Below are 18,074 nucleotides of genomic sequence, written 5' to 3'. Positions count from 1 at the left end.
GGATGGCCAAGAAGATCCCCCGAAGGCGACGGATCGGCGTGTGAGGGCACACACCGATCACCGCCTACCATGAAGAAGTGGCGGCCGTCCCCGTGAAAGGGGCGCCCGTGATCCGCAACCAGCCGTCGTGAGGTAGAGCCCCGTGTCCAGCAGCACGCCCGAAGTCACCGAGTCCGCCGTCACCGGAACCGCCCGGGTCAAGCGCGGCATGGCAGAGATGCTCAAGGGCGGCGTCATCATGGACGTCGTCACCCCGGAGCAGGCCAAGATCGCCGAGGACGCCGGCGCGGTCGCCGTCATGGCCCTCGAGCGGGTCCCCGCCGACATCCGCGCCCAGGGCGGCGTGTCCCGGATGAGCGACCCCGACATGATCGACGGCATCATCTCCGCCGTCTCGATCCCCGTCATGGCCAAGGCCCGCATCGGCCACTTCGTCGAGGCCCAGCTCCTGCAGTCGCTCGGCGTCGACTACGTCGACGAGTCCGAGGTGCTGACCCCCGCCGACTACGCCAACCACATCGACAAGTGGCGCTTCACCGTGCCCTTCGTCTGCGGCGCCACCAACCTCGGCGAGGCGCTGCGCCGCATCACCGAGGGCGCGGCCATGATCCGCTCCAAGGGCGAGGCCGGCACCGGCGACGTCTCCAACGCCGTCACCCACATGCGCACGATCCGGGGCGAGATCAAGCGCCTCACCTCGCTGCCGGAGGACGAGCTGTACGTCGCGGCCAAGGAGCTGCAGGCGCCGTACGAGCTGGTCGCCGAGGTCGCCAGGGCCGGCAAGCTGCCCGTGGTGCTCTTCACCGCCGGCGGCATCGCCACCCCGGCCGACGCCGCGATGATGATGCAGCTCGGCGCGGAGGGCGTGTTCGTCGGCTCGGGCATCTTCAAGTCCGGCAACCCGGCGCAGCGCGCCGCCGCGATCGTCAAGGCCACCACCTTCTACGACGACCCGGACGTCGTCGCCAAGGTCTCCCGGGGCCTGGGCGAGGCCATGGTCGGCATCAACGTCGACGACATCCCGGTCCCGCACCGCCTCGCCGAGCGCGGCTGGTAGGAGATTTCAGGGAAGGCGGCATCTGTGAAGGATGCCGCCTTTCCGCTTTCCCGAACTGTTCCTCCACCGTTGTGAACTGATCTCCTCGCAGCGGATCGGTATCGGACCAGTGAGTGCCTCGACGTCGATATCTGGTGATGAACACCAAATGCGCGTCGAAGTGGGAGACGACATGGCGGCGGTGCGTACTTCGAGGTTCGGTTTCCATCTCGGTGAGGTGAGCCGAACGCTACGATCCGGGCGTGGAGACGGTGAAGCAGGCCCGGGCGCACGTGGCCCGCCTGGAGTTGAGCAACGCTCAGGCGGCGGTGCTGGACGGTCAGGCGCACGCCGCCCGGGCCCTGTGGAATCTGCTCCACGAATACTTCACCTTCCGCCAAGGCCGCTTCGCCACGCTGAAAGACTGTGACGCGGCGATCCGCCAAGCCCGCCGTGAGATCGACTGGCTCGGGCAGCTGCCTGCCCAGGCGGCTCAGGCGGTGTTGAAGACGTATCGGCAGGCGTGGGTGAACTTCTTCAACCCTGACCACCCCGCCGACCGCCCGACGTTCAAGACCCGCCACCGCTCCCGCCCGGCCGTCGACGTGCCTCAGGCCAGCGCTCTGCGGATCGCGCGGATCAATCGGCGCTGAGGTGCGGTCAGCCTGCCCAAGATCGGCCGGGTGCGCTTCCGGTGGACCAGGGACCTGCCCGGCGTCACCCGGGGCGGCCCGGTCGGGCGGATCACCGGAGCGCGGTTGGTCAAGGACGCCTTCGGCTGGCAGATCGTCTTCCGCACCGAGACCATGACCGCCGTGATCTCCGACCCTCATCCCGACCCGATGGTGGGGATCGACCGGGGCATCACCGTCGCCCTGGCGTTGTCGGACGGCACCACGCGTGAGCACGGGCCTTGACTCACCACGGGCGAGAAGGAACGTCTGCGTCGCCTGGAGCGGAAGTCCGCCCGCCAGCGCCGCGCCCGTGGCTCCGGGCAGCCCACCTCCAAACGACTGACCCGCACCTATGCCCAGATCGCCCGGCTCCGCGCGACAGCCAAGCGCCGAGCCGTGGACTGGCAGCACCAGACCACCACCGAACTCGCTCGCGCCTTCAGCGTGATCGCGGTGGAGGACCTGGAGATCACGGCCATGCTTCGCTCCGCCAAGGGCACGCTTGAGCGCCCTGGCCGCAATGTGGCGCAGAAGGCCGGGCTGAACCGCGCCATCGCCGGGGAGGCGTGGGGCCGCACGGTCACCTTCCTGGAGTACAAGATCCGTGATCGCGGCGGCCAGGTCGTGAAGGTCCCGGCAGGGGGGACATCGCAGACCTGCCACCGGTGCGGGCATCGCGACCCGGCGGCCCGCAACGGGATCAGGTACGCCTGCGCCAATCATGCGTGCGGCTGGGTCGGGCACGCCGATACCAATGCCGCAATCAACATTTACAACGCCGCGGGGACCGCGGTGTCAGGACGTGGAGACCTCGGGGCTGCCCGGTCCGCGAAGCGTCAACCCCCGTGCGCCGCATGACCACGACGCGACGGGAGAAGCTCCGGCCTTCAGGCCGGGGAGGGGTTCAAAACAACCAGCGGGGTTACGTGCTGACCCGGATCGAGCCGGGCGCGCTCACCGCCGACTTCAAGGTGGTGCCCAGGGTGACCGAGGCCGGGGCCGGCGCGTACACCAGGGCGACCTTCGTCGTGGAGGACCGGGTCCCGGGCGTCCAGCAGACCTACCTGCGCCCGCTGGACCCGTCCGTGGCGAGGCGGGCCGAGCCGTCGGACGCCGAGCGGATCCAGGAGGTGGTGGACGCCGAGACCAGGCGTCCCTGACCGTCTGGTCCCCGCCGCGGCGGGGGACGGCGGGGGAGGGCGGCGTCCCGGCGGGGCGCCGCCCTCCCTTCGGAATAATGCTTAGTCTGGCTAAGTTAGACTGGCTAACCATGACGACGGACGAACTCGCCGAGAGCCTCTCCAAAGAGCTGCGCCACCTGGTGCTGCTCCTGCGCCGCGTGGCGGCGGGACAGCCGGTCACCAGCCAGCAGTACGCCGTGATGGGATCGCTGGAGGGCGGTCCGCGCCGGATGACCGAGCTGGCCGAGGAGCACGGGGTCCAGCTCCCCACCATGACGGTGCAGATCAACAGGCTGGAGGAACCCGGCCTGGTGGCCCGCTCCGCCGACCCCTCCGACGCCCGGGTCCGCACGGTCGAGCTGACCGGGGAGGGTCGCGCCCGCCTGGCGGCCGTACGCCGGGCCCGCGTCTCCTACCTCGTCACCCAGCTCGGCCTGCTCACCCCCGAGGAGCGCGACGCCGTCGCCGCCGCCCTGCCCGCGCTGGCCAAGCTGGGCCGCGCGTGACCCGCGAGGTCCCGTGCCCGGCCGCGCGTGACCCGCGTGACCCGCGAGGTACCGCGCGGCCCGCGGGCCGCCCCGAACCGGCCGATCCGCGGGCCCCGTGGGATCCCGCGCGGTCCCGCAGGCGATCCCACGTCCCCGACCGGCCGTGACCCGGCCGGCCTCCTTCCCTCAAGTTCCCCTCAAGGAGCCACTCCCATGTCCTCGCAGAGTCCGGGTGGAATCCTCCGCCAGCCGATGTCGGTGTGGGCCACCGCCTTCGCCGCGGTGGTCGCGTTCATGGGCATCGGCCTGGTCGACCCGATCCTGCCCTCCATCGCCGAGAACCTGAACGCCGGCCCCAGCCAGGTCTCCCTGCTGTTCACCAGCTACTTCCTGGTCACCGCCGTGGCGATGCTCGTCACCGGCTGGGTCTCCAGCCGGATCGGCGGCAAGCGCACCCTGCTGCTCGGCCTGTTCCTGGTCGTCGTCTTCGCCGGCCTGTCCGGCACCTCGGACAGCGTCGGCGCGCTCATCGGCTTCCGCGCCGGCTGGGGGCTGGGCAACGCCCTGTTCGTCGCCACCGCCCTCGCGGTCATCGTCGGCGCGGCCAGCGGCGGCGCCGAGGCCGCGATCATCCTGTACGAGGCCGCCCTCGGCCTGGGCATCTTGATGGGCCCGCTGGCCGGCGCCCTCCTCGGCGACTGGAACTGGCGCGGTCCCTTCTTCGGCACCGCGACCCTGATGGCCGTCGGGTTCGTCTTCATCGCGACCCTGCTGAGGGACACGCCCCGGCCCGCGGTGAAGACCCGCCTCAGCGACCCGCTGCGCGCCCTGGCCCACGGCGGACTGTCCACCACCGCCTTCACCGCGTTCTTCTACAACTTCGCCTTCTTCACCATCCTGGCCTTCACCCCGTTCATCCTCGGCATGTCGGCCTACGGCATCGGCGCGGTGTTCTTCGGCTGGGGCGTCCTCGTGGCGCTCGCCTCGGTCTTCGCCGCCCCGGCCATGAGCCGCAGGATCGGCTCGGTGCGGGTGCTGTACCTGTCCCTGGGGACGCTCGCCGTCCTGCAGGCGGGCATCGCCCTGTTCAGCGCGACCGGCCTGCGCGCGGGCGTCGTCGTCTGCGTCGTGCTGTGCGGCATCCCGGCCGGGCTGAACAACACCGTGTTCACCGAGGCCGCCATGGAGGTGTCCGACGCGCCCCGGCCCGTCGCCTCGGCCGGCTACAACTTCGTCCGCTGGACGGGCGGGGCCATCGCGCCCTACATCGTGACCAAGCTGGGCGAGGAGATCGGCGCGCCCGTGCCGTACTGCCTGGGCGCGGTCTGCTGCCTGGTCGGCGTGGCCTTCCTGTACGGCAGGCGCCACCATCTGGCGAGCCTCACGCGGATGGACGCCGGTCACGCCGGTCACGCCGCCCGCGACCTGTCGGCCGCCTGACCCCGGCGAGGCCGGAAACGGAACCGGGGCCCGGCCGTACGGCGTGGGCACGGCGGGGCACGGCGGGCCCCGCGCCCGCCCCGCCCCGCCCCGCCCGCGGATCGGCCGGTTTGGGGCGGTCCGCGGGGTGGCCATACGCTTGAACCGCATCACGAGCCCCTCGAAAGGACCATCGGTGACCATCGCCCCGACGATCGGTGTCTTCGCCCTGCAGGGAGACGTCCGCGAGCACGCGCGCTGCCTGGAGCAGGCGGGCGCCAGGGCCGTGGCCGTACGGCGCCCCGAGGAACTGGAGGCGGTCGACGCGCTGGTCGTCCCGGGAGGGGAGTCCACCACGATGTGGAAGCTCGCCGACACCTTCGAGCTGCTTGAGCCGCTCCGGGCGAGGATCAAGGACGGCATGCCCGCCTACGGCTCCTGCGCTGGCATGATCATGCTGGCCGACCGGATCGAGGGCGGCATCGAGGGCCAGCAGACCATCGGCGGCATCGACATGGTGGTCCGGCGCAACGCCTTCGGCCGCCAGGTCGACTCCTTCGAGTCCGACATCGACTTCGCGGGCATGGGCCCGCTGCGGGCGGTCTTCATCCGCGCCCCCTGGGTGGAATCGGTCGGTTCCGATGTCGACGTGCTGGCCCGGGCCGAAGCTGGGGATAGGATCGTCGCGGTCCGTCAGGGGCCTCTGCTGGCCACGTCCTTCCACCCGGAGCTCACCGGGGGCTGCGATGTGCATTCATACTTCGTTGAGATGGTGAGGGAGCTCTAGTCGATGTCCGGCCACTCCAAATGGGCGACGACCAAGCACAAGAAGGCCGCGCTCGACTCCAAGCGCGGCAAGCTGTTCGCCAAGCTCATCAAGAACATCGAGGTCGCGGCCCGGACCGGTGGTCCCGACCCGGACGGCAACCCGACGCTGTACGACGCCATCACCAAGGCGCGCAAGAGCTCGGTCCCGCTGGACAACATCGAGCGCGCCCGCAAGCGCGGCGGCGGTCTGGAGGCCGGCGGCGCCGACTGGCAGACCATCATGTACGAGGGCTACGCCCCCGGCGGCGTCGCCGTGCTGATCGAGTGCCTGACCGACAACCGCAACCGCGCCGCCTCCGAGGTCCGCGTGGCGCTGACCCGCAACGGCGGCTCCCTGGCCGACCCCGGCTCGGTGTCCTACATGTTCAACCGCAAGGGCGTCGTGCTCGTCCCCAAGGGCTCGCTGACCGAGGACGACGTGCTGGTCGCGGTCCTCGACGCGGGCGCCGAGGAGGTCAACGACCTGGGTGACCAGTTCGAGGTCGTCTCCGAGGCCGGCGACCTCGTCCCGGTCCGCAAGGCCCTGCAGGACGCCGGGATCGACTACGACTCGGCCGAGTCGAGCTTCCTGCCGACGATGAACGTCCCGCTCGACGAGGACGGCGCGCGCAAGGTCTTCCGGCTGATCGACGCCCTGGAGGACAGCGACGACGTGCAGAACGTCTGGGCCAACTTCGACGTCTCCGACGACGTCATGGAGAAGCTGGACGCCTGACCGGCCGCCCGCCGCCTTCGCCGTACGCCCGTCCCGCCGTACCGCGGAGGCGGGCGTACGGCCGCCCGGGGCCCCTCCCGCGCGCTCCCGTGTCCGGGGCGGCGCCCGCCCGGACGCGTGGCCGTACACGGGTGGATCCATGGGCTTCCCATGAGGTTCCCCGGAAAAGCGCGGCCTTCGGTTTACCTAAATAAATGAGGGCATATGCCGCCCTACGATGCCGAACCCTGACCTCATCTTCGCCGTGGCGGGCGTCGCCGCCCTGTTCGCGGCGATCCTGCCGCGCCTGCTCAACCGGCGTGCCTTCTCGCTGCCGCTGGCCTGCCTGATCGGCGGCGCGCTGCTCTACCTCCTGCCCCTGGACCTGCCCGAGCCCGACCCGGTGGCACACCGGGCGCTGCTGGAGCACGCCACCGAGATCTGCGTCCTCATCTCGCTGATGGGCGCCGGGCTGGCGATCAACCGGCCCTTCGAGCCGCGCCGCTGGACCTCCACCTGGCGGCTGCTGGGCTGGACACTCCCGCTGACCGTCGGCGCCGTCACGCTGGCCGTCCACGGCCTGCTGGGCTGGCCGTGGGCCGCCGCGCTGCTGCTGGGCGCGGTGCTCGCGCCGACCGACCCGGTGCTCGCCTCCGACGTGCAGGTCGGCGAGCCCGTCGACTCCGAGACCGACGACGACGAGGTCCGCTTCACCCTCACCTCCGAGGCCGGGCTCAACGACGGCCTGGCCTTCCCCCTGGTGTTCGCCGCGATCGCGCTGGCGGCGGCGGGCGGCGGCCTGGAATGGACCGGGGAGTGGGTGCTGGTGGACCTGCTCTACCGGTGCGGGGCGGGCGTCGTGGGCGGCCTGCTGGCCGGCAAGGCGCTGGGCCGGCTGTTCTTCCGCGCCCAGGTCTCCGACCTGCGGCTCGCCGAGCATCGCGACGGCTTCGTGGCGCTGGCCGCGACCTTCCTCGCCTACGGCCTGACCGAGCTGGTGCACGGCTACGGCTTCATCGCGGTGTTCGTGACCGCCTGCACGATCAGGGCCGCCGAGCGCACGCACGGCTACAACGCCGTCCTGCACGGCTTCATCGAGCAGATCGAGCGGCTGTTCACCGCCTGGCTGATCCTGCTGCTCGGCGGGTTCGTGGCCACCGGCGGCCTGGCCGCGCTCACCTGGCGGGGCGCGGCGGTCGGCCTGCTCCTGCTGCTGGTGATCCGCCCGCTGACCGGGTGGCTCGCCACGCTCGGCGGCCGGCCGGGGCCGCGCGAGCGCGGCGTGATGGCCTTCTTCGGCATCCGGGGCATCGGCTCGCTGTTCTACCTCGCCTACGCCCTCGGCCAGGCCGACTTCGGCGTGCCCGCGGAGGAGCTGTGGGCGGTGGTGGCCTTCACCGTGCTGGCCTCCCTGGTGCTGCACGGTGTCACGGCGACCCCGGTGATGACGCGCCTGGACCGCCTGCGCGGCCACCAGGAGCCGGACGGGGCCGATGAGCGCTCCCCGGAGCGCACGGCCTAGGTTGGGGGACCGTGGAAATACGTGAGCTGACCGCCGGCGATCTCGACGCGGCGCTGGACAACCGTGTCCGGGCCTTCGGGCCCGTCCCGGAGGGCGAGGCGGAGCCCTGGCGGCGCGGCGTCCTGCCCGCCGTGGAGGAGGGCAGATACCTCGGCGCCTTCGACGGCGCCCGCCTCGTCGCCACGACCCGCATCGAGGACTTCACCCAGTGGTGGCACGGCAGGCCGCTGCCCATGGGCGGCATCGCCTCGGTCACCGTCGCCCCCGAGGACCGGGGCCGCGGCGTCGGACGGATGATCATGCGGGCCGCCCTGGACCGCTGCGCCGCGCTGAGGCTGCCGGTCTCGGCACTGTACCCCGCCACCACCCGCATCTACCGCTCGCTCGGCTGGGAGCACGCCGGGGCCCTGCACCGGGCCGTGCTGCCCACCGAGGGGCTGCGCTCGATCCGCACGACCGGCGACGTCCCGCTCCGCCGTACCGGCCCCGGGGACGCCCGCGCGCTGGGCGAGGTCATCGGGCGCGTCCACGCCGCCACCCGCGCCTCCGGGCCGGTCCGCCGGAGCGAGGCGGACGTGCGCCGGTGGCTGGAGAGCACCCGCGACTTCGTCTACCTGGCCGAGGACGGCTTCGTGGCCTACGGCTGGGACGGCCCCGACATCGCGGTCACCGGCCTGGTCGCCGGCTCGGAGGCCACGGCCAGGGCGCTGTGGGCGCTGGTCGGCTCCTCGTCCTCCGTCGCCAAGAAGGTCCGCGCGGTCGTCGCCCCCGACGACCCGGTGTTCTGGCTGCTCGGCGAGCGGGTGAACGACGAGGTCGCGCAGAGCCGCTGGATGTTCCGCGTGGTGGACCCGGCGGCGGCCGTCGCCGGGCGCGGGTTCCCGGCGGGCGTCACCCTCGACGTCGTGGTCCACGTCGACGACCCCGAGCGGCCCGCCTCCTCCGGGCCCTGGCATCTGGCGGTCTCCGGCGGCTCCGGTACGGCCCAGCCCGCCGGGACCATCCCGGGGACGGCCCCCGCCCTCACCGCCGGGGGCCTCTCCGCGCTGTTCGCGGGCGTGCCGGCCGCCACCCTGCGCCGCGCGGGCCTCCTCACCGGGCCGGCGGACGCCGACGACGCCCTCGACGCGGCCTTCCACGCCCGGCCGTACATGACCGACTCGTTCTGAGCGCGCCGGCCACGGGACGGGGTGGGACGGTGACGGCGGCGAGGGCGGTTCGATGGCCGTGCGCGCCCTGCCCGCAGACGGTAGAGTCGGGCACCGAACAGGTGTTCGGCGAGCGGAAGGCGTGCCGGTGCGGTTGCCCGAACTGCGGGTGATGGGGGTCGATCCGGGGCTGACGCGGTGCGGGCTCGGAGCGGTCGAGGGGCGCCCCGGGGCGCCGCTCCGCCTGGTCAAGGTCGGGGTGATGCGCACCCCCGCCGACGACGAGATCGGCGCCCGGCTGGTGGCGATCGAGGCCGGCATCGAGCGCTGGCTCGACGAGATCGAGCCGGACGCCGTGGCCGTGGAGCGCGTCTTCGCCCAGCACAACCTGCGCACCGTCATGGGCACCGCCCAGGCGTCGGCGGTGGCGATCCTGTGCGCCTCCCGCCGTGGGCTGCCGGTGGCGCTGCACACCCCGTCGGAGGTCAAGGCCGCGATCACCGGCAGCGGCACGGCCGACAAACGCCAGGTCGGCACCATGGTGACCAGGCTGCTGCGGCTCGACGCCATGCCCAAGCCCGCCGACGCCGCCGACGCGCTCGCCCTGGCCATCTGCCACGTCTGGCGGGGCGGCGCCCAGAACAGACTGGCCGAGGCGGCCGCGCGGGCCACCGGCGCGGGCGGCGGGGTCACCGCCGCCGCGTACTTCCGCGGGCGGGGCAGGCCCGCCGGATACTCGAGAGGAACGACGAAGTGATCGCCTCGGTGCGAGGACGGGTGGCCGCGATCGCCCCCGACGGAGCGGTGGTCGAGGTCGGCGGCGTCGGCGTGCTGGTGCACTGCACGCCCGGCACACTGGCGGCGCTGCGCGTGGGGGAGGAGGCCCGGCTGGCCACCTCGCTGGTGGTGCGCGAGGAGTCCCTCACGCTGTACGGCTTCGCCGACGACGACGAGCGGAGGATCTTCGAGCTGCTCCAGGCGGCCAGCGGGGTCGGCCCGAAGGTCGCGCTGGCGATGCTCGCCGTGCACACGCCCAACGCGCTGCGGATGGCCGTGGCCGCCGCCGACGTCAAGGCGCTGACCCGGGTCCCCGGGGTGGGCCCCAAGGGCGCCCAGCGGATCATCGTCGACCTCAAGGACAAGCTCGGCACACCCGAGGAGGCCGTCAGCGCCGCCCTCAACGGCGGCCCGGCCGTCCCCGCCTGGCGCGAGCAGGTCCACTCCGGCCTGGTCGGGCTGGGATACTCGGCCAAGGACGCCGACGAGGCCGTCGCGCTCGTCGCGCCCCAGGCCGACGCCGAGACGGCCCAGGGCCGCGCGCCCCAGGTGGCGGCGCTGCTCAAGGCCGCGCTGCGCGTGCTGAGCGTGCGGTGAGGGGGGAGACGCCGTGAGCTTCGAGCGGGAACTCGTCTCGGCCGACGCCGAGGGCGACGAGCGGCTGGTCGAGGCCGCGCTGCGGCCCAAGCGGCTGGAGGAGTTCATCGGCCAGGCGCGGGTGCGCGAGCAGCTGTCGCTGGTGCTGCAGAGCGCGCTGCGGCGCAACCGGCCGCCCGACCACGTGCTGATGAGCGGCGGCCCCGGTCTCGGAAAGACCACCCTCGCCATGATCATCGCCACCGAGCTGTCGGCCCCCATCCGGATCACCTCCGGGCCGGCGCTGGAGCGGGCCGGTGACCTCGCGGCCATCCTCTCCACATTGTCGGAGGGCGAGGTGCTGTTCATCGACGAGATCCACCGGATGGCCCGCCCCGCCGAGGAGATGCTCTACCTCGCGATGGAGGACTTCCGGGTGGACATCGTGGTGGGCAAGGGGCCCGGGGCCACCGCGATCCCGCTGGAGGTCGCCCCGTTCACCCTGGTCGGCGCCACCACCCGGGCCGGCCTGCTGCCCGCGCCGCTGCGCGACCGGTTCGGGTTCGTCGCCCACATGGACTTCTACGACGCCGGTGAGCTGGAGCTGGTGCTGCACCGCTCGGCGGCGCTGCTCGGCCTGGAGCTGCCCGGCGACGCCGCCCGCGAGATCGCCGGGCGCTCCCGCGGCACGCCCCGCATCGCCAACCGCCTGCTGCGCCGGGTCCGCGACTTCGCGGAGGTGCGGTCCGACGGCGTCGTCACCCGCGACGTCGCCGCGGCGGCGCTGAACCTCTACGAGGTCGACGCCGAGGGGCTCGACCGGCTCGACCGGGCGGTCCTCACCGCGCTGCTGGGCAAGTTCGGCGGCGGCCCGGTCGGCCTGTCCACCCTCGCGGTCGCGGTCGGCGAGGAGCCCGAGACGGTCGAGGTGGTGGCCGAGCCGTTCCTGGTGCGCCAGGGGCTGCTGGCCCGCACCCCCCGCGGCCGGGTGGCGACCGCCGCGGCATGGCTCCACCTGGGGCTCGTCCCGCCGCCGGACGCCTTCGGCGCCCCGCCGGCGTCCGCTGATCTCGGGGATGACCCGGGCTCGATGTGACGTTGGGATTGCAGAGGGAAACTCCGCGGGGTCAATCACAGATCGATGACAACGATATCGAAATGGGAACTTCCTTCGGAGCCCGTTCGTGGGTTCGTTGCCGCGCTCCTAACAGCTCGCCTAAACTCCGTGGCTTGGCTGGCTGTGTAGGCTGACGTGCTGAGCGGCGTGCCCGTTATACGACGTCCGGCGCCACGCCGGTCATTTCTGAGCGTAAGGAGCGGCCCCATGGGCGGCAGCAGCGGTTACTCAAGCCTCATCATGATCGCGTTGATGGTCGTGGTGTTCTACTTCCTGCTCATCCGGCCGCAGCGCAAGCGGCAGCAGGAGCAGGCCCAGATGCAGAACTCCCTGGCCCCGGGAGCCCGCGTCATGACGACGACCGGCCTGTTCGCGACCGTCACGGCCATCGACGCCGACGACGTGATCCTGGAGGTCGCCCCCGGCGTCGAGACCCGGTGGGTCAAGGCCGCGATCGGCCGCGTCCTGACCCCGGTCGACGACACCGCCTCCGATGACGTCGAGTCCGCGGGCGTCGTGGAGGACAATGAGGTGGAGACCGTTCAGCCGAAGAGCGACAACCAGGACTCGCAGCAGAAGTGAGCAGGCTCGCCATCCATCCCCTATAGCCGAAAGAACTGACGACCAGTGGCCCGACCGACCAGCGGCCAGAGCAAGCCGGGGCGCATGCTCCTGGCACTTCTGGCACTCATTCTCGCCATGGGCGGGGTGATGGCCCTCAACAAGGCGTTCACCCCCGAGTATGGCCTCGACCTCGCAGGCGGCACCACGGTGACGCTGACGCCCGTCACGCCCAACGGCGGGGCTCCCTCCCAGGAGAGCCTCGACCTGGCCGTGAACATCATCCGTGACCGGGTGAACGGCAACGGCATCTCCGACGCCGAGGTCGTCAAGTCCGGTGACAACATCGTCATCTCCGTCCCCGGAGCCGGCCAGGAGGAAGTCGTCAAGCTGGTCGGCACCACCGCGGAGCTGCGTTTCCGCCAGGTGCTGGCGGTGGGGGAGGGCTCGCCCGCGCCCCCGGGGCAGATGCCCACCCAGGCGCCGACGCCGTCCACCGCCCCGTCGGACGGCAAGGCCACCGACGGTGGCACGGGCTCGACGCCGGCCCCGACGAGCACCGCCCAGTCCAGCCCGAGCGCCTCGCCCACCGGCCGGGCCCTGTCGTCGGCGCTGACCGCTCCGGACCCGTCGGCGACCCCCTCCGCCGAGGCGGGGGCGAAGAAGGCCGCGCGCGACGGTGACAAGGCGAAGAACGCGGACAAGGCCGAGGACGGCGACAAGGCCGCCGACCGGGCCGCGCGCCGGGCGGCCAGGAACGCCGCGGCCCCGTCCGCCACCCCGAGCCCCAGCGCGACCCCGCCCGCGGCGAACGACCCGCTGGCCGGCGTCGACACCACCGGCGTCGACCCCAAGGCCCTCGAACGGTTCAAGACGCTCGACTGCGCCAAGGACAAGGGCCAGGGCGCCCAGGACGCGCCGGACCAGCAGTACGTCGGCTGCAGCCAGGACGGCTCGGCCAAGTACATCCTCGACAAGGCCGCCGTCACCGGCACCTCGATCGACAAGGCCACCTCCGGCGTCGACCAGACCACCGGCGAGTGGCTCGTCCAGCTCTCCTTCAAGGGCCAGGGCCCGCAGCAGTGGTCGAAGGTCACCACCACCGCCTTCAACTCCCAGCCGCCGCGCAACCAGGTCGCGATGGTGCTGGACGGCGTGGTGATCTCCGCGCCGGTCATCCAGGAGCCCATCACCGGCGGCCGGGCCCAGATCTCCGGCAACTTCACCCAGGTGACCGCCGACGAGCTGGCCAACCAGCTCAAGTACGGCGCGCTGCCGCTGAAGTTCAAGACGGACTCCATCGAGGAGGTCTCCTCGACCCTGGGCGCCGACCAGCTGCGCGGCGGCCTGATCGCCGGCGCGATCGGCCTCGGGCTCGTGCTGGTCTACTCGCTGCTCTACTACCGCGGCCTGGGCATCGTCTCGGTGCTGAGCCTCGTGGTCGCCACGATCCTGACCTACGAGTCGGTGGTCGTCCTCGGCGCCACCGCGGGCTTCCGCCTGTCGCTGCCGCACATCATCGGCCTCATCGTCTCGATCGGCATCACCGCGGACTCGTTCATCGTCTACTTCGAACGCATCCGCGACGAGATGAAGGAGGGCCGCCGCTCGCTGCGGGCCGCCGTCGAGGTCGCGTGGGCCCGAGCCCGGCGCACGATCCTGATCGCCGACGCGGTCATGTTCATCGCCGCCGTGGTGCTGTACTTCCTGGCCGTCGGCGGTGTGGCCGGCTTCGCGTTCGCGATGGGCCTGACCACGCTCATCGACATCGTGGTGGTGTTCATGTTCACCAAGCCGTTCGTCGCGCTCCTCGCCAGGAGGAAGTTCTTCGCCAAGGGCCACAAGCTCTCCGGCCTCGACGCCGAGCGCATGAGCCAGAGCCCCGCCGCCCCGACCGTTCCGCAGGAGGCCTGATGTCCGGCATCGCGCGCCGGCTGTACCGCGGCGAGGTCAACGTCGACTTCGTCGGCCGCAGAAAGCTCTGGTACGGCCTGTCGGCCCTCCTCCTGGCCATCTCCATCGTCGGCCTGATCGTCAACGGCCTGAACCTCGGCGTGGAGTTCAAGGGCGGCTCGGTCTTCTCCTTCAAGGCCCCCTCGGCGACCATCGAGCAGGTGCGCGGCACCTTCGAGGACGCCGGGGCGCACCAGGTCATCGTCCAGGAGACCAACAACGGCTGGAGGGTCACCACCGAGAGCCTGCCGGCCCAGGAGGTCACCAAGACCCAGAAGGCCGCGGCGGACGACTACGGCCTGGGGCAGAACGACGTCACCGTCCAGGTCATCGGCGGCTCGTGGGGCGGCCAGGTGGCCAACAAGGCCGTCATCGGCCTGATCGTCTTCATGCTGGCGATCATCCTGTACCTGACGGTGGCCTTCGAGTGGAAGATGGCGCTGTCGGCCATCGTGGCGCTCTTCCACGACCTTGTCATCACCGCCGGCGTGTACGCCTGGTCCGGCTTCGAGGTCACCCCGGCGACCCTGCTGGGCTTCCTGACCATCCTCGGATACTCGCTGTACGACGCGGTCGTCGTCTTCGACATGATCAAGGAGGTCACCGCCAAGCTCGGCACGACCTCCAAGATGACCTACACCGAGGCGGCCAACAACGCGCTGAACCACACGCTGATCCGGTCGCTGAACACCACCCTGGTGGCGATCCTGCCGGTCGCGGCGATCCTGTTCATCGGCACCACGCTGTTCGGCGCGGGCACGCTGAAGGACCTGTCGCTGGCCCTGTTCGTCGGCATGATCGTCGGTACCTACTCCTCGCTGTGCGTGGCGACGCCGCTGCTGGTGACGCTGAAGGAGCGCGAGCCGCGCTACCAGGCGATCGCCCGCCGGGTCGCGAGCCGCGGCACCGGGACCGCCCCCGTCAAGGGCGCCCGCCAGCCGGTCGCGGCGGCGGCGGCCAACGGCTCCGGCTCGGCCGGCTCCGTGGCCGACGGCGACAAGCGCAAGAAGAAGTAAACCCACCCAGATGGCGCCTCCGCTCCCGTCCCCCGGGAGCGGAGGCGTTTTCATAAGGAAGTGACATGAGCGACCTGCGCACCCTCATCCTCGGCCGGATCCGCGACGTGCCCGACTATCCCCAGCCGGGCGTGGTCTTCAAGGACATCACCCCCCTGCTCGCCGACCCCGAGGCGTTCGCCGCCGTGGTGGACGAGCTGGCCGGCGCGTACCGGGTGGACAAGATCGTCGGTATCGAGGCCCGCGGGTTCATCCTGGCCGCCCCGGTGGCGCACAAGGCGGCCGCGGGGTTCGTCCCGGTACGCAAGAAAGGCAAACTTCCTGCGGAAACGCTTGAGGAGTCCTACGATCTGGAGTACGGCTCCGCTGTCATCGAGGTGCACCGGGACGCCTTCGCCCCCGGCGAGCGGGTCCTGATCGTCGACGACGTGCTCGCCACCGGCGGCACGGCGCGTGCGGCGGTGGAGCTGGTCCGCAGGGCGGGCGCCGAGGTCGTCGCCATCGCCGTGCTCATGGAACTGGCCTTCCTCAACGGGCGGGAACGACTCGACGACGTCGAAGTCCGTTCCCTGGTGATCGTCTGATCCGACCCCGGTGGGGCAGGGTTCCTGACATGTCTGGATACACTGGAGGATCTGGACTCGAACGTGAGGAGTCTGAGTGCCCCGTGATGTGGTCGTTCCCGACGTGACCGCCGATGGAGGCGGGCCCGAGGAGGCCGCCCCGGCAGGCGGTGCCGGTTCCCCCATGTCCGGAGCCACCGAGGAGAAGCCTGCCGTACGACGCAGGATCGCACGCTTTGGGGGGCAATGGAGTGGCGCCATGAATCCGGTGCTGGAGCCGTTGTTCCGCACGGTCCGCGCGACGCATCCGAAGGCGGACCTGCGGCTCCTTGAGCGTGCCTACGACGTGGCGGCCTACCACCACCGTGATCAGAAGCGCAAGAGCGGGGACCCGTACATCACCCACCCCCTGGCGGTGGCGACGATCCTGGCCGAGCTGGGCACCGACGACGAGACCCTGTGCGCCGCGCTGCTGCACGACACCGTCGAGGACACCGCCTACGGCCTGGACGAGCTGCGGGCCGACTTCGGCGACAACATCGCGCTGCTGGTCGACGGCGTCACCAAGCTCGACAAGGTCAAGTTCGGTGACGCCGCCCAGGCCGAGACCGTCCGCAAGATGGTCGTGGCGATGTCGCGGGACATCCGGGTCCTGGTGATCAAGCTCGCCGACCGGCTGCACAACATGCGGACCATGCGCTACCTGCCCGAGCACAAGCGGCAGCAGAAGTCCCGCGAGACCCTGGAGATCTTCGCTCCGCTCGCGCACCGGCTGGGCATGAACACGATCAAGTGGGAGCTGGAGGACCTCGCGTTCGCCATGCTCTACCCCAAGCGCTACGACGAGATCGCCCGCATGGTGTCGGAGCGGGCCCCGCGCCGTGACCTGTTCCTGCAGGAGGTCATCGAGAGCGTCTCCAAGGACCTGCGCGAGGCCAAGATCCGCGCGGTGGTCAAGGGCCGGCCCAAGCACTACTACTCGGTCTACCAGAAGATGATCGCGCGCGACGTCGCCTTCGACGACATCTACGACCTGGTGGGCATCCGGGTGCTGGTCGACACGGTCCGCGACTGCTACGCCGCCCTCGGAACGATCCACGCGCGATGGAACCCGGTGCCCGGCCGGTTCAAGGACTACATCGCGATGCCCAAGTTCAACATGTACCAGTCGCTGCACACCACGGTCATCGGCCCCGAGGGCAAGCCGGTGGAACTGCAGATCCGCACCCACTCCATGCACCACCGGGCCGAGTACGGCGTGGCCGCGCACTGGAAGTACAAGGAGGACATGACGGCCTCCGGCGCCCCGGGGACGAAGCTGAAGCCCGCCAGCGACATGGCCTGGCTGCGCCAGCTCCTCGACTGGCAGAAGGAGACCGCCGACCCCGGCGAGTTCCTGGAGTCGCTCAGGTTCGACCTGTCGGTCTCGGAGGTGTACGTCTTCACCCCGCGGGGCCAGGTGATCGCCCTGCCCGAGGGGGCGACGCCGGTCGACTTCGCCTACGCCGTGCACACCGAGGTCGGTCACCGCTGTATCGGCGCCCGGGTCAACGGCCGCCTGGTGCCGCTGGAGTCGCGGCTGGGCAACGGCGACACGGTGGAGATCTTCACCTCCAAGTCGCCGGACGCCGGTCCCTCGCGTGACTGGCTGAAGTTCGTCAAGTCGGGCCGGGCCCGCAACAAGATCCGGCAGTGGTTCTCCAAGGAGCGCCGCGAGACCGCGATCGAGGCGGGCAAGGAGGCCATCGGCCGGGCCATGCGCAAGCAGGGGCTGCCGCTGCAGCGCCTGATGTCGGGGGAGTCGCTGCTGACCCTCGCCAGGGACCTGCGTTACCCCGACGTCTCCGCCCTGTACGCGGCCGTCGGCGAGGGCCACATCGCCGCCCAGGCGGTCGTGCAGAAGCTCGTGCACTCCGTCGGGGGAGTGGACGGCGCCGAGGAGGACATCGCCGAGGTCTCGGTGCCGACGAAGCTGCGGGGCCGTCCCCGCGGCGGCAGCGGCGGCGCGGGCGTGGTGGTCGCGGGCGACTCCGACGTGTGGGTGCGCCTGTCGCGCTGCTGCACCCCGGTGCCCGGCGACGACATCCTCGGTTTCGTCACCCGCGGGCACGGAGTGTCGGTGCACCGCACCAACTGCCCCAACGGGGATCAGCTGAAGACCCAGCCGGACCGGCTGGTGGAGGTGTCCTGGGCGTCGGGGAGCGACTCGGTGTTCCTGGTGGCGCTCCAGGTCGAGGCGCTCGACCGGCCGCGGCTGCTGTCGGACGTCACCCGCACCCTGTCGGACCAGCACGTGAACATCCTGTCGGCGTCGGTCACGACGTCCCGCGACCGGGTGGCGATCAGCAAGTTCACCTTCGAGATGGCCGACCCCAAGCACCTCGGGCACGTCCTGAAGGCGGTGCGCAACATCCCCGGCGTCTACGACGTCTACCGGGTGAGCGGCGCCGGCTCCTGACCGCCGCCCCGGGGCGTGTCCGTCCCGGGCGCGGAGAGGGAGCCGGCCCCGGGCCGTCGCACG

Annotated in this window: 19 protein-coding genes; all 19 read left to right on the top strand. The window is 71.5% G+C overall.

The genetic code is table 11. From position 1 onward, the window contains the following. The first annotated feature begins 142 nt into the window (after positions 1-142). Complete coding sequence (gene pdxS / locus ACFYSC_RS34280) at positions 143-1,057, top strand: pyridoxal 5'-phosphate synthase lyase subunit PdxS (protein WP_362934261.1); 915 nt, start codon at positions 143-145, stop codon at positions 1,055-1,057. A gap of 242 nt (positions 1,058-1,299) precedes the next feature. Continuing rightward, positions 1,300-1,689, top strand: a complete 390-nt coding sequence (locus ACFYSC_RS34275) for a hypothetical protein (RefSeq protein WP_389969830.1) — start codon at positions 1,300-1,302, stop codon at positions 1,687-1,689. A 30-nt stretch (positions 1,690-1,719) separates the two neighbouring features. Then, positions 1,720-1,953 carry a hypothetical protein gene (locus ACFYSC_RS34270; protein ID WP_389969828.1) on the top strand — a complete coding sequence of 78 codons (234 nt, stop codon included), beginning with the start codon at positions 1,720-1,722 and terminating at the stop codon, positions 1,951-1,953. A gap of 24 nt (positions 1,954-1,977) precedes the next feature. After that, the gene (locus ACFYSC_RS34265; protein ID WP_389969885.1) at positions 1,978-2,568 is read left to right on the top strand and encodes an RNA-guided endonuclease InsQ/TnpB family protein; all 591 of its coding nucleotides are present in this window, start codon (positions 1,978-1,980) and stop codon (positions 2,566-2,568) included. Then, the gene (locus ACFYSC_RS34260; protein ID WP_389969827.1) at positions 2,565-2,870 is read left to right on the top strand and encodes a hypothetical protein; all 306 of its coding nucleotides are present in this window, start codon (positions 2,565-2,567) and stop codon (positions 2,868-2,870) included. The genes ACFYSC_RS34265 and ACFYSC_RS34260 overlap by 4 nt, the downstream gene beginning before the upstream one ends. Before the next feature lie 110 nt (positions 2,871-2,980). After that, complete coding sequence (locus ACFYSC_RS34255; RefSeq protein WP_389969825.1) at positions 2,981-3,397, top strand: MarR family winged helix-turn-helix transcriptional regulator; 417 nt, start codon at positions 2,981-2,983, stop codon at positions 3,395-3,397. 195 nt (positions 3,398-3,592) lie between these two features. Continuing rightward, on the top strand, positions 3,593-4,819 hold the full coding sequence (locus tag ACFYSC_RS34250) for an MFS transporter (protein WP_389969823.1): 1,227 nt from the start codon (positions 3,593-3,595) through the stop codon (positions 4,817-4,819). A gap of 175 nt (positions 4,820-4,994) precedes the next feature. Beyond that, entirely contained in the window at positions 4,995-5,585 is a 591-nt protein-coding gene (gene pdxT, locus ACFYSC_RS34245; protein ID WP_362934273.1) for a pyridoxal 5'-phosphate synthase glutaminase subunit PdxT, read from the top strand. Between the two features lie 3 nt (positions 5,586-5,588). After that, positions 5,589-6,341: a YebC/PmpR family DNA-binding transcriptional regulator gene (locus ACFYSC_RS34240; RefSeq protein ID WP_362934276.1), complete on the top strand. Its 753-nt coding sequence runs from the start codon at positions 5,589-5,591 to the stop codon at positions 6,339-6,341. A 217-nt stretch (positions 6,342-6,558) separates the two neighbouring features. Next, complete coding sequence (locus tag ACFYSC_RS34235) at positions 6,559-7,842, top strand: cation:proton antiporter (protein WP_389969821.1); 1,284 nt, start codon at positions 6,559-6,561, stop codon at positions 7,840-7,842. Positions 7,843-7,853: 11 nt separating this feature from the next. Further along, a complete protein-coding gene (gene eis, locus ACFYSC_RS34230; protein ID WP_389969819.1) occupies positions 7,854-9,011 on the top strand; it encodes an enhanced intracellular survival protein Eis in 1,158 nt (385 codons plus the stop codon). A gap of 142 nt (positions 9,012-9,153) precedes the next feature. Further along, on the top strand, positions 9,154-9,747 hold the full coding sequence (ruvC, locus tag ACFYSC_RS34225) for a crossover junction endodeoxyribonuclease RuvC (protein ID WP_389969883.1): 594 nt from the start codon (positions 9,154-9,156) through the stop codon (positions 9,745-9,747). Beyond that, the gene (gene ruvA / locus ACFYSC_RS34220) at positions 9,744-10,364 is read left to right on the top strand and encodes a Holliday junction branch migration protein RuvA (RefSeq protein ID WP_362934285.1); all 621 of its coding nucleotides are present in this window, start codon (positions 9,744-9,746) and stop codon (positions 10,362-10,364) included. Before ruvC ends, ruvA begins: the two co-directional genes overlap by 4 nt. 13 nt (positions 10,365-10,377) lie before the next feature. Further along, entirely contained in the window at positions 10,378-11,439 is a 1,062-nt protein-coding gene (ruvB, locus tag ACFYSC_RS34215) for a Holliday junction branch migration DNA helicase RuvB (protein ID WP_362934288.1), read from the top strand. 228 nt (positions 11,440-11,667) lie between these two features. Further along, complete coding sequence (gene yajC, locus ACFYSC_RS34210) at positions 11,668-12,042, top strand: preprotein translocase subunit YajC (protein WP_362934291.1); 375 nt, start codon at positions 11,668-11,670, stop codon at positions 12,040-12,042. Positions 12,043-12,126: 84 nt separating this feature from the next. After that, entirely contained in the window at positions 12,127-13,935 is a 1,809-nt protein-coding gene (gene secD, locus ACFYSC_RS34205; RefSeq protein WP_389969816.1) for a protein translocase subunit SecD, read from the top strand. After that, complete coding sequence (secF, locus tag ACFYSC_RS34200; protein ID WP_389969814.1) at positions 13,935-14,990, top strand: protein translocase subunit SecF; 1,056 nt, start codon at positions 13,935-13,937, stop codon at positions 14,988-14,990. The genes secD and secF overlap by 1 nt, the downstream gene beginning before the upstream one ends. Before the next feature lie 65 nt (positions 14,991-15,055). Next, positions 15,056-15,574 (top strand): adenine phosphoribosyltransferase, encoded by a 519-nt coding sequence (locus ACFYSC_RS34195; RefSeq protein WP_389969812.1) that lies wholly within the window; start codon positions 15,056-15,058, stop codon positions 15,572-15,574. 238 nt (positions 15,575-15,812) lie between these two features. Further along, entirely contained in the window at positions 15,813-18,011 is a 2,199-nt protein-coding gene (locus ACFYSC_RS34190; RefSeq protein WP_362934303.1) for a bifunctional (p)ppGpp synthetase/guanosine-3',5'-bis(diphosphate) 3'-pyrophosphohydrolase, read from the top strand. Positions 18,012-18,074: the final 63 nt, after the last annotated feature.

This window comes from Streptosporangium sp. NPDC004379 (assembly GCF_042873875.1).
Lineage (GTDB): Bacteria > Actinomycetota > Actinomycetes > Streptosporangiales > Streptosporangiaceae > Streptosporangium.
This window is presented reverse-complemented; position numbering and strand designations above follow the sequence as displayed.

What these genes read in the sequence shown, in the direction of transcription:
- ACFYSC_RS34235 (WP_389969821.1), top strand. Translation starts at nt 6,559, where the DNA reads ATGCCGAACCCTGACCTCATCTTCGCCGTGGCGGGCGTCGCCGCCCTG.
- secD (WP_389969816.1), top strand. Translation starts at nt 12,127, where the DNA reads ATGCTCCTGGCACTTCTGGCACTCATTCTCGCCATGGGCGGGGTGATG.
- secF (WP_389969814.1), top strand. Translation starts at nt 13,935, where the DNA reads ATGTCCGGCATCGCGCGCCGGCTGTACCGCGGCGAGGTCAACGTCGAC.
- ACFYSC_RS34190 (WP_362934303.1), top strand. Translation starts at nt 15,813, where the DNA reads ATGAATCCGGTGCTGGAGCCGTTGTTCCGCACGGTCCGCGCGACGCAT.
- ACFYSC_RS34195 (WP_389969812.1), top strand. Translation starts at nt 15,056, where the DNA reads ATGAGCGACCTGCGCACCCTCATCCTCGGCCGGATCCGCGACGTGCCC.
- ACFYSC_RS34250 (WP_389969823.1), top strand. Translation starts at nt 3,593, where the DNA reads ATGTCCTCGCAGAGTCCGGGTGGAATCCTCCGCCAGCCGATGTCGGTG.
- yajC (WP_362934291.1), top strand. Translation starts at nt 11,668, where the DNA reads ATGGGCGGCAGCAGCGGTTACTCAAGCCTCATCATGATCGCGTTGATG.
- ACFYSC_RS34240 (WP_362934276.1), top strand. Translation starts at nt 5,589, where the DNA reads ATGTCCGGCCACTCCAAATGGGCGACGACCAAGCACAAGAAGGCCGCG.
- ACFYSC_RS34260 (WP_389969827.1), top strand. Translation starts at nt 2,565, where the DNA reads ATGACCACGACGCGACGGGAGAAGCTCCGGCCTTCAGGCCGGGGAGGG.
- ACFYSC_RS34255 (WP_389969825.1), top strand. Translation starts at nt 2,981, where the DNA reads ATGACGACGGACGAACTCGCCGAGAGCCTCTCCAAAGAGCTGCGCCAC.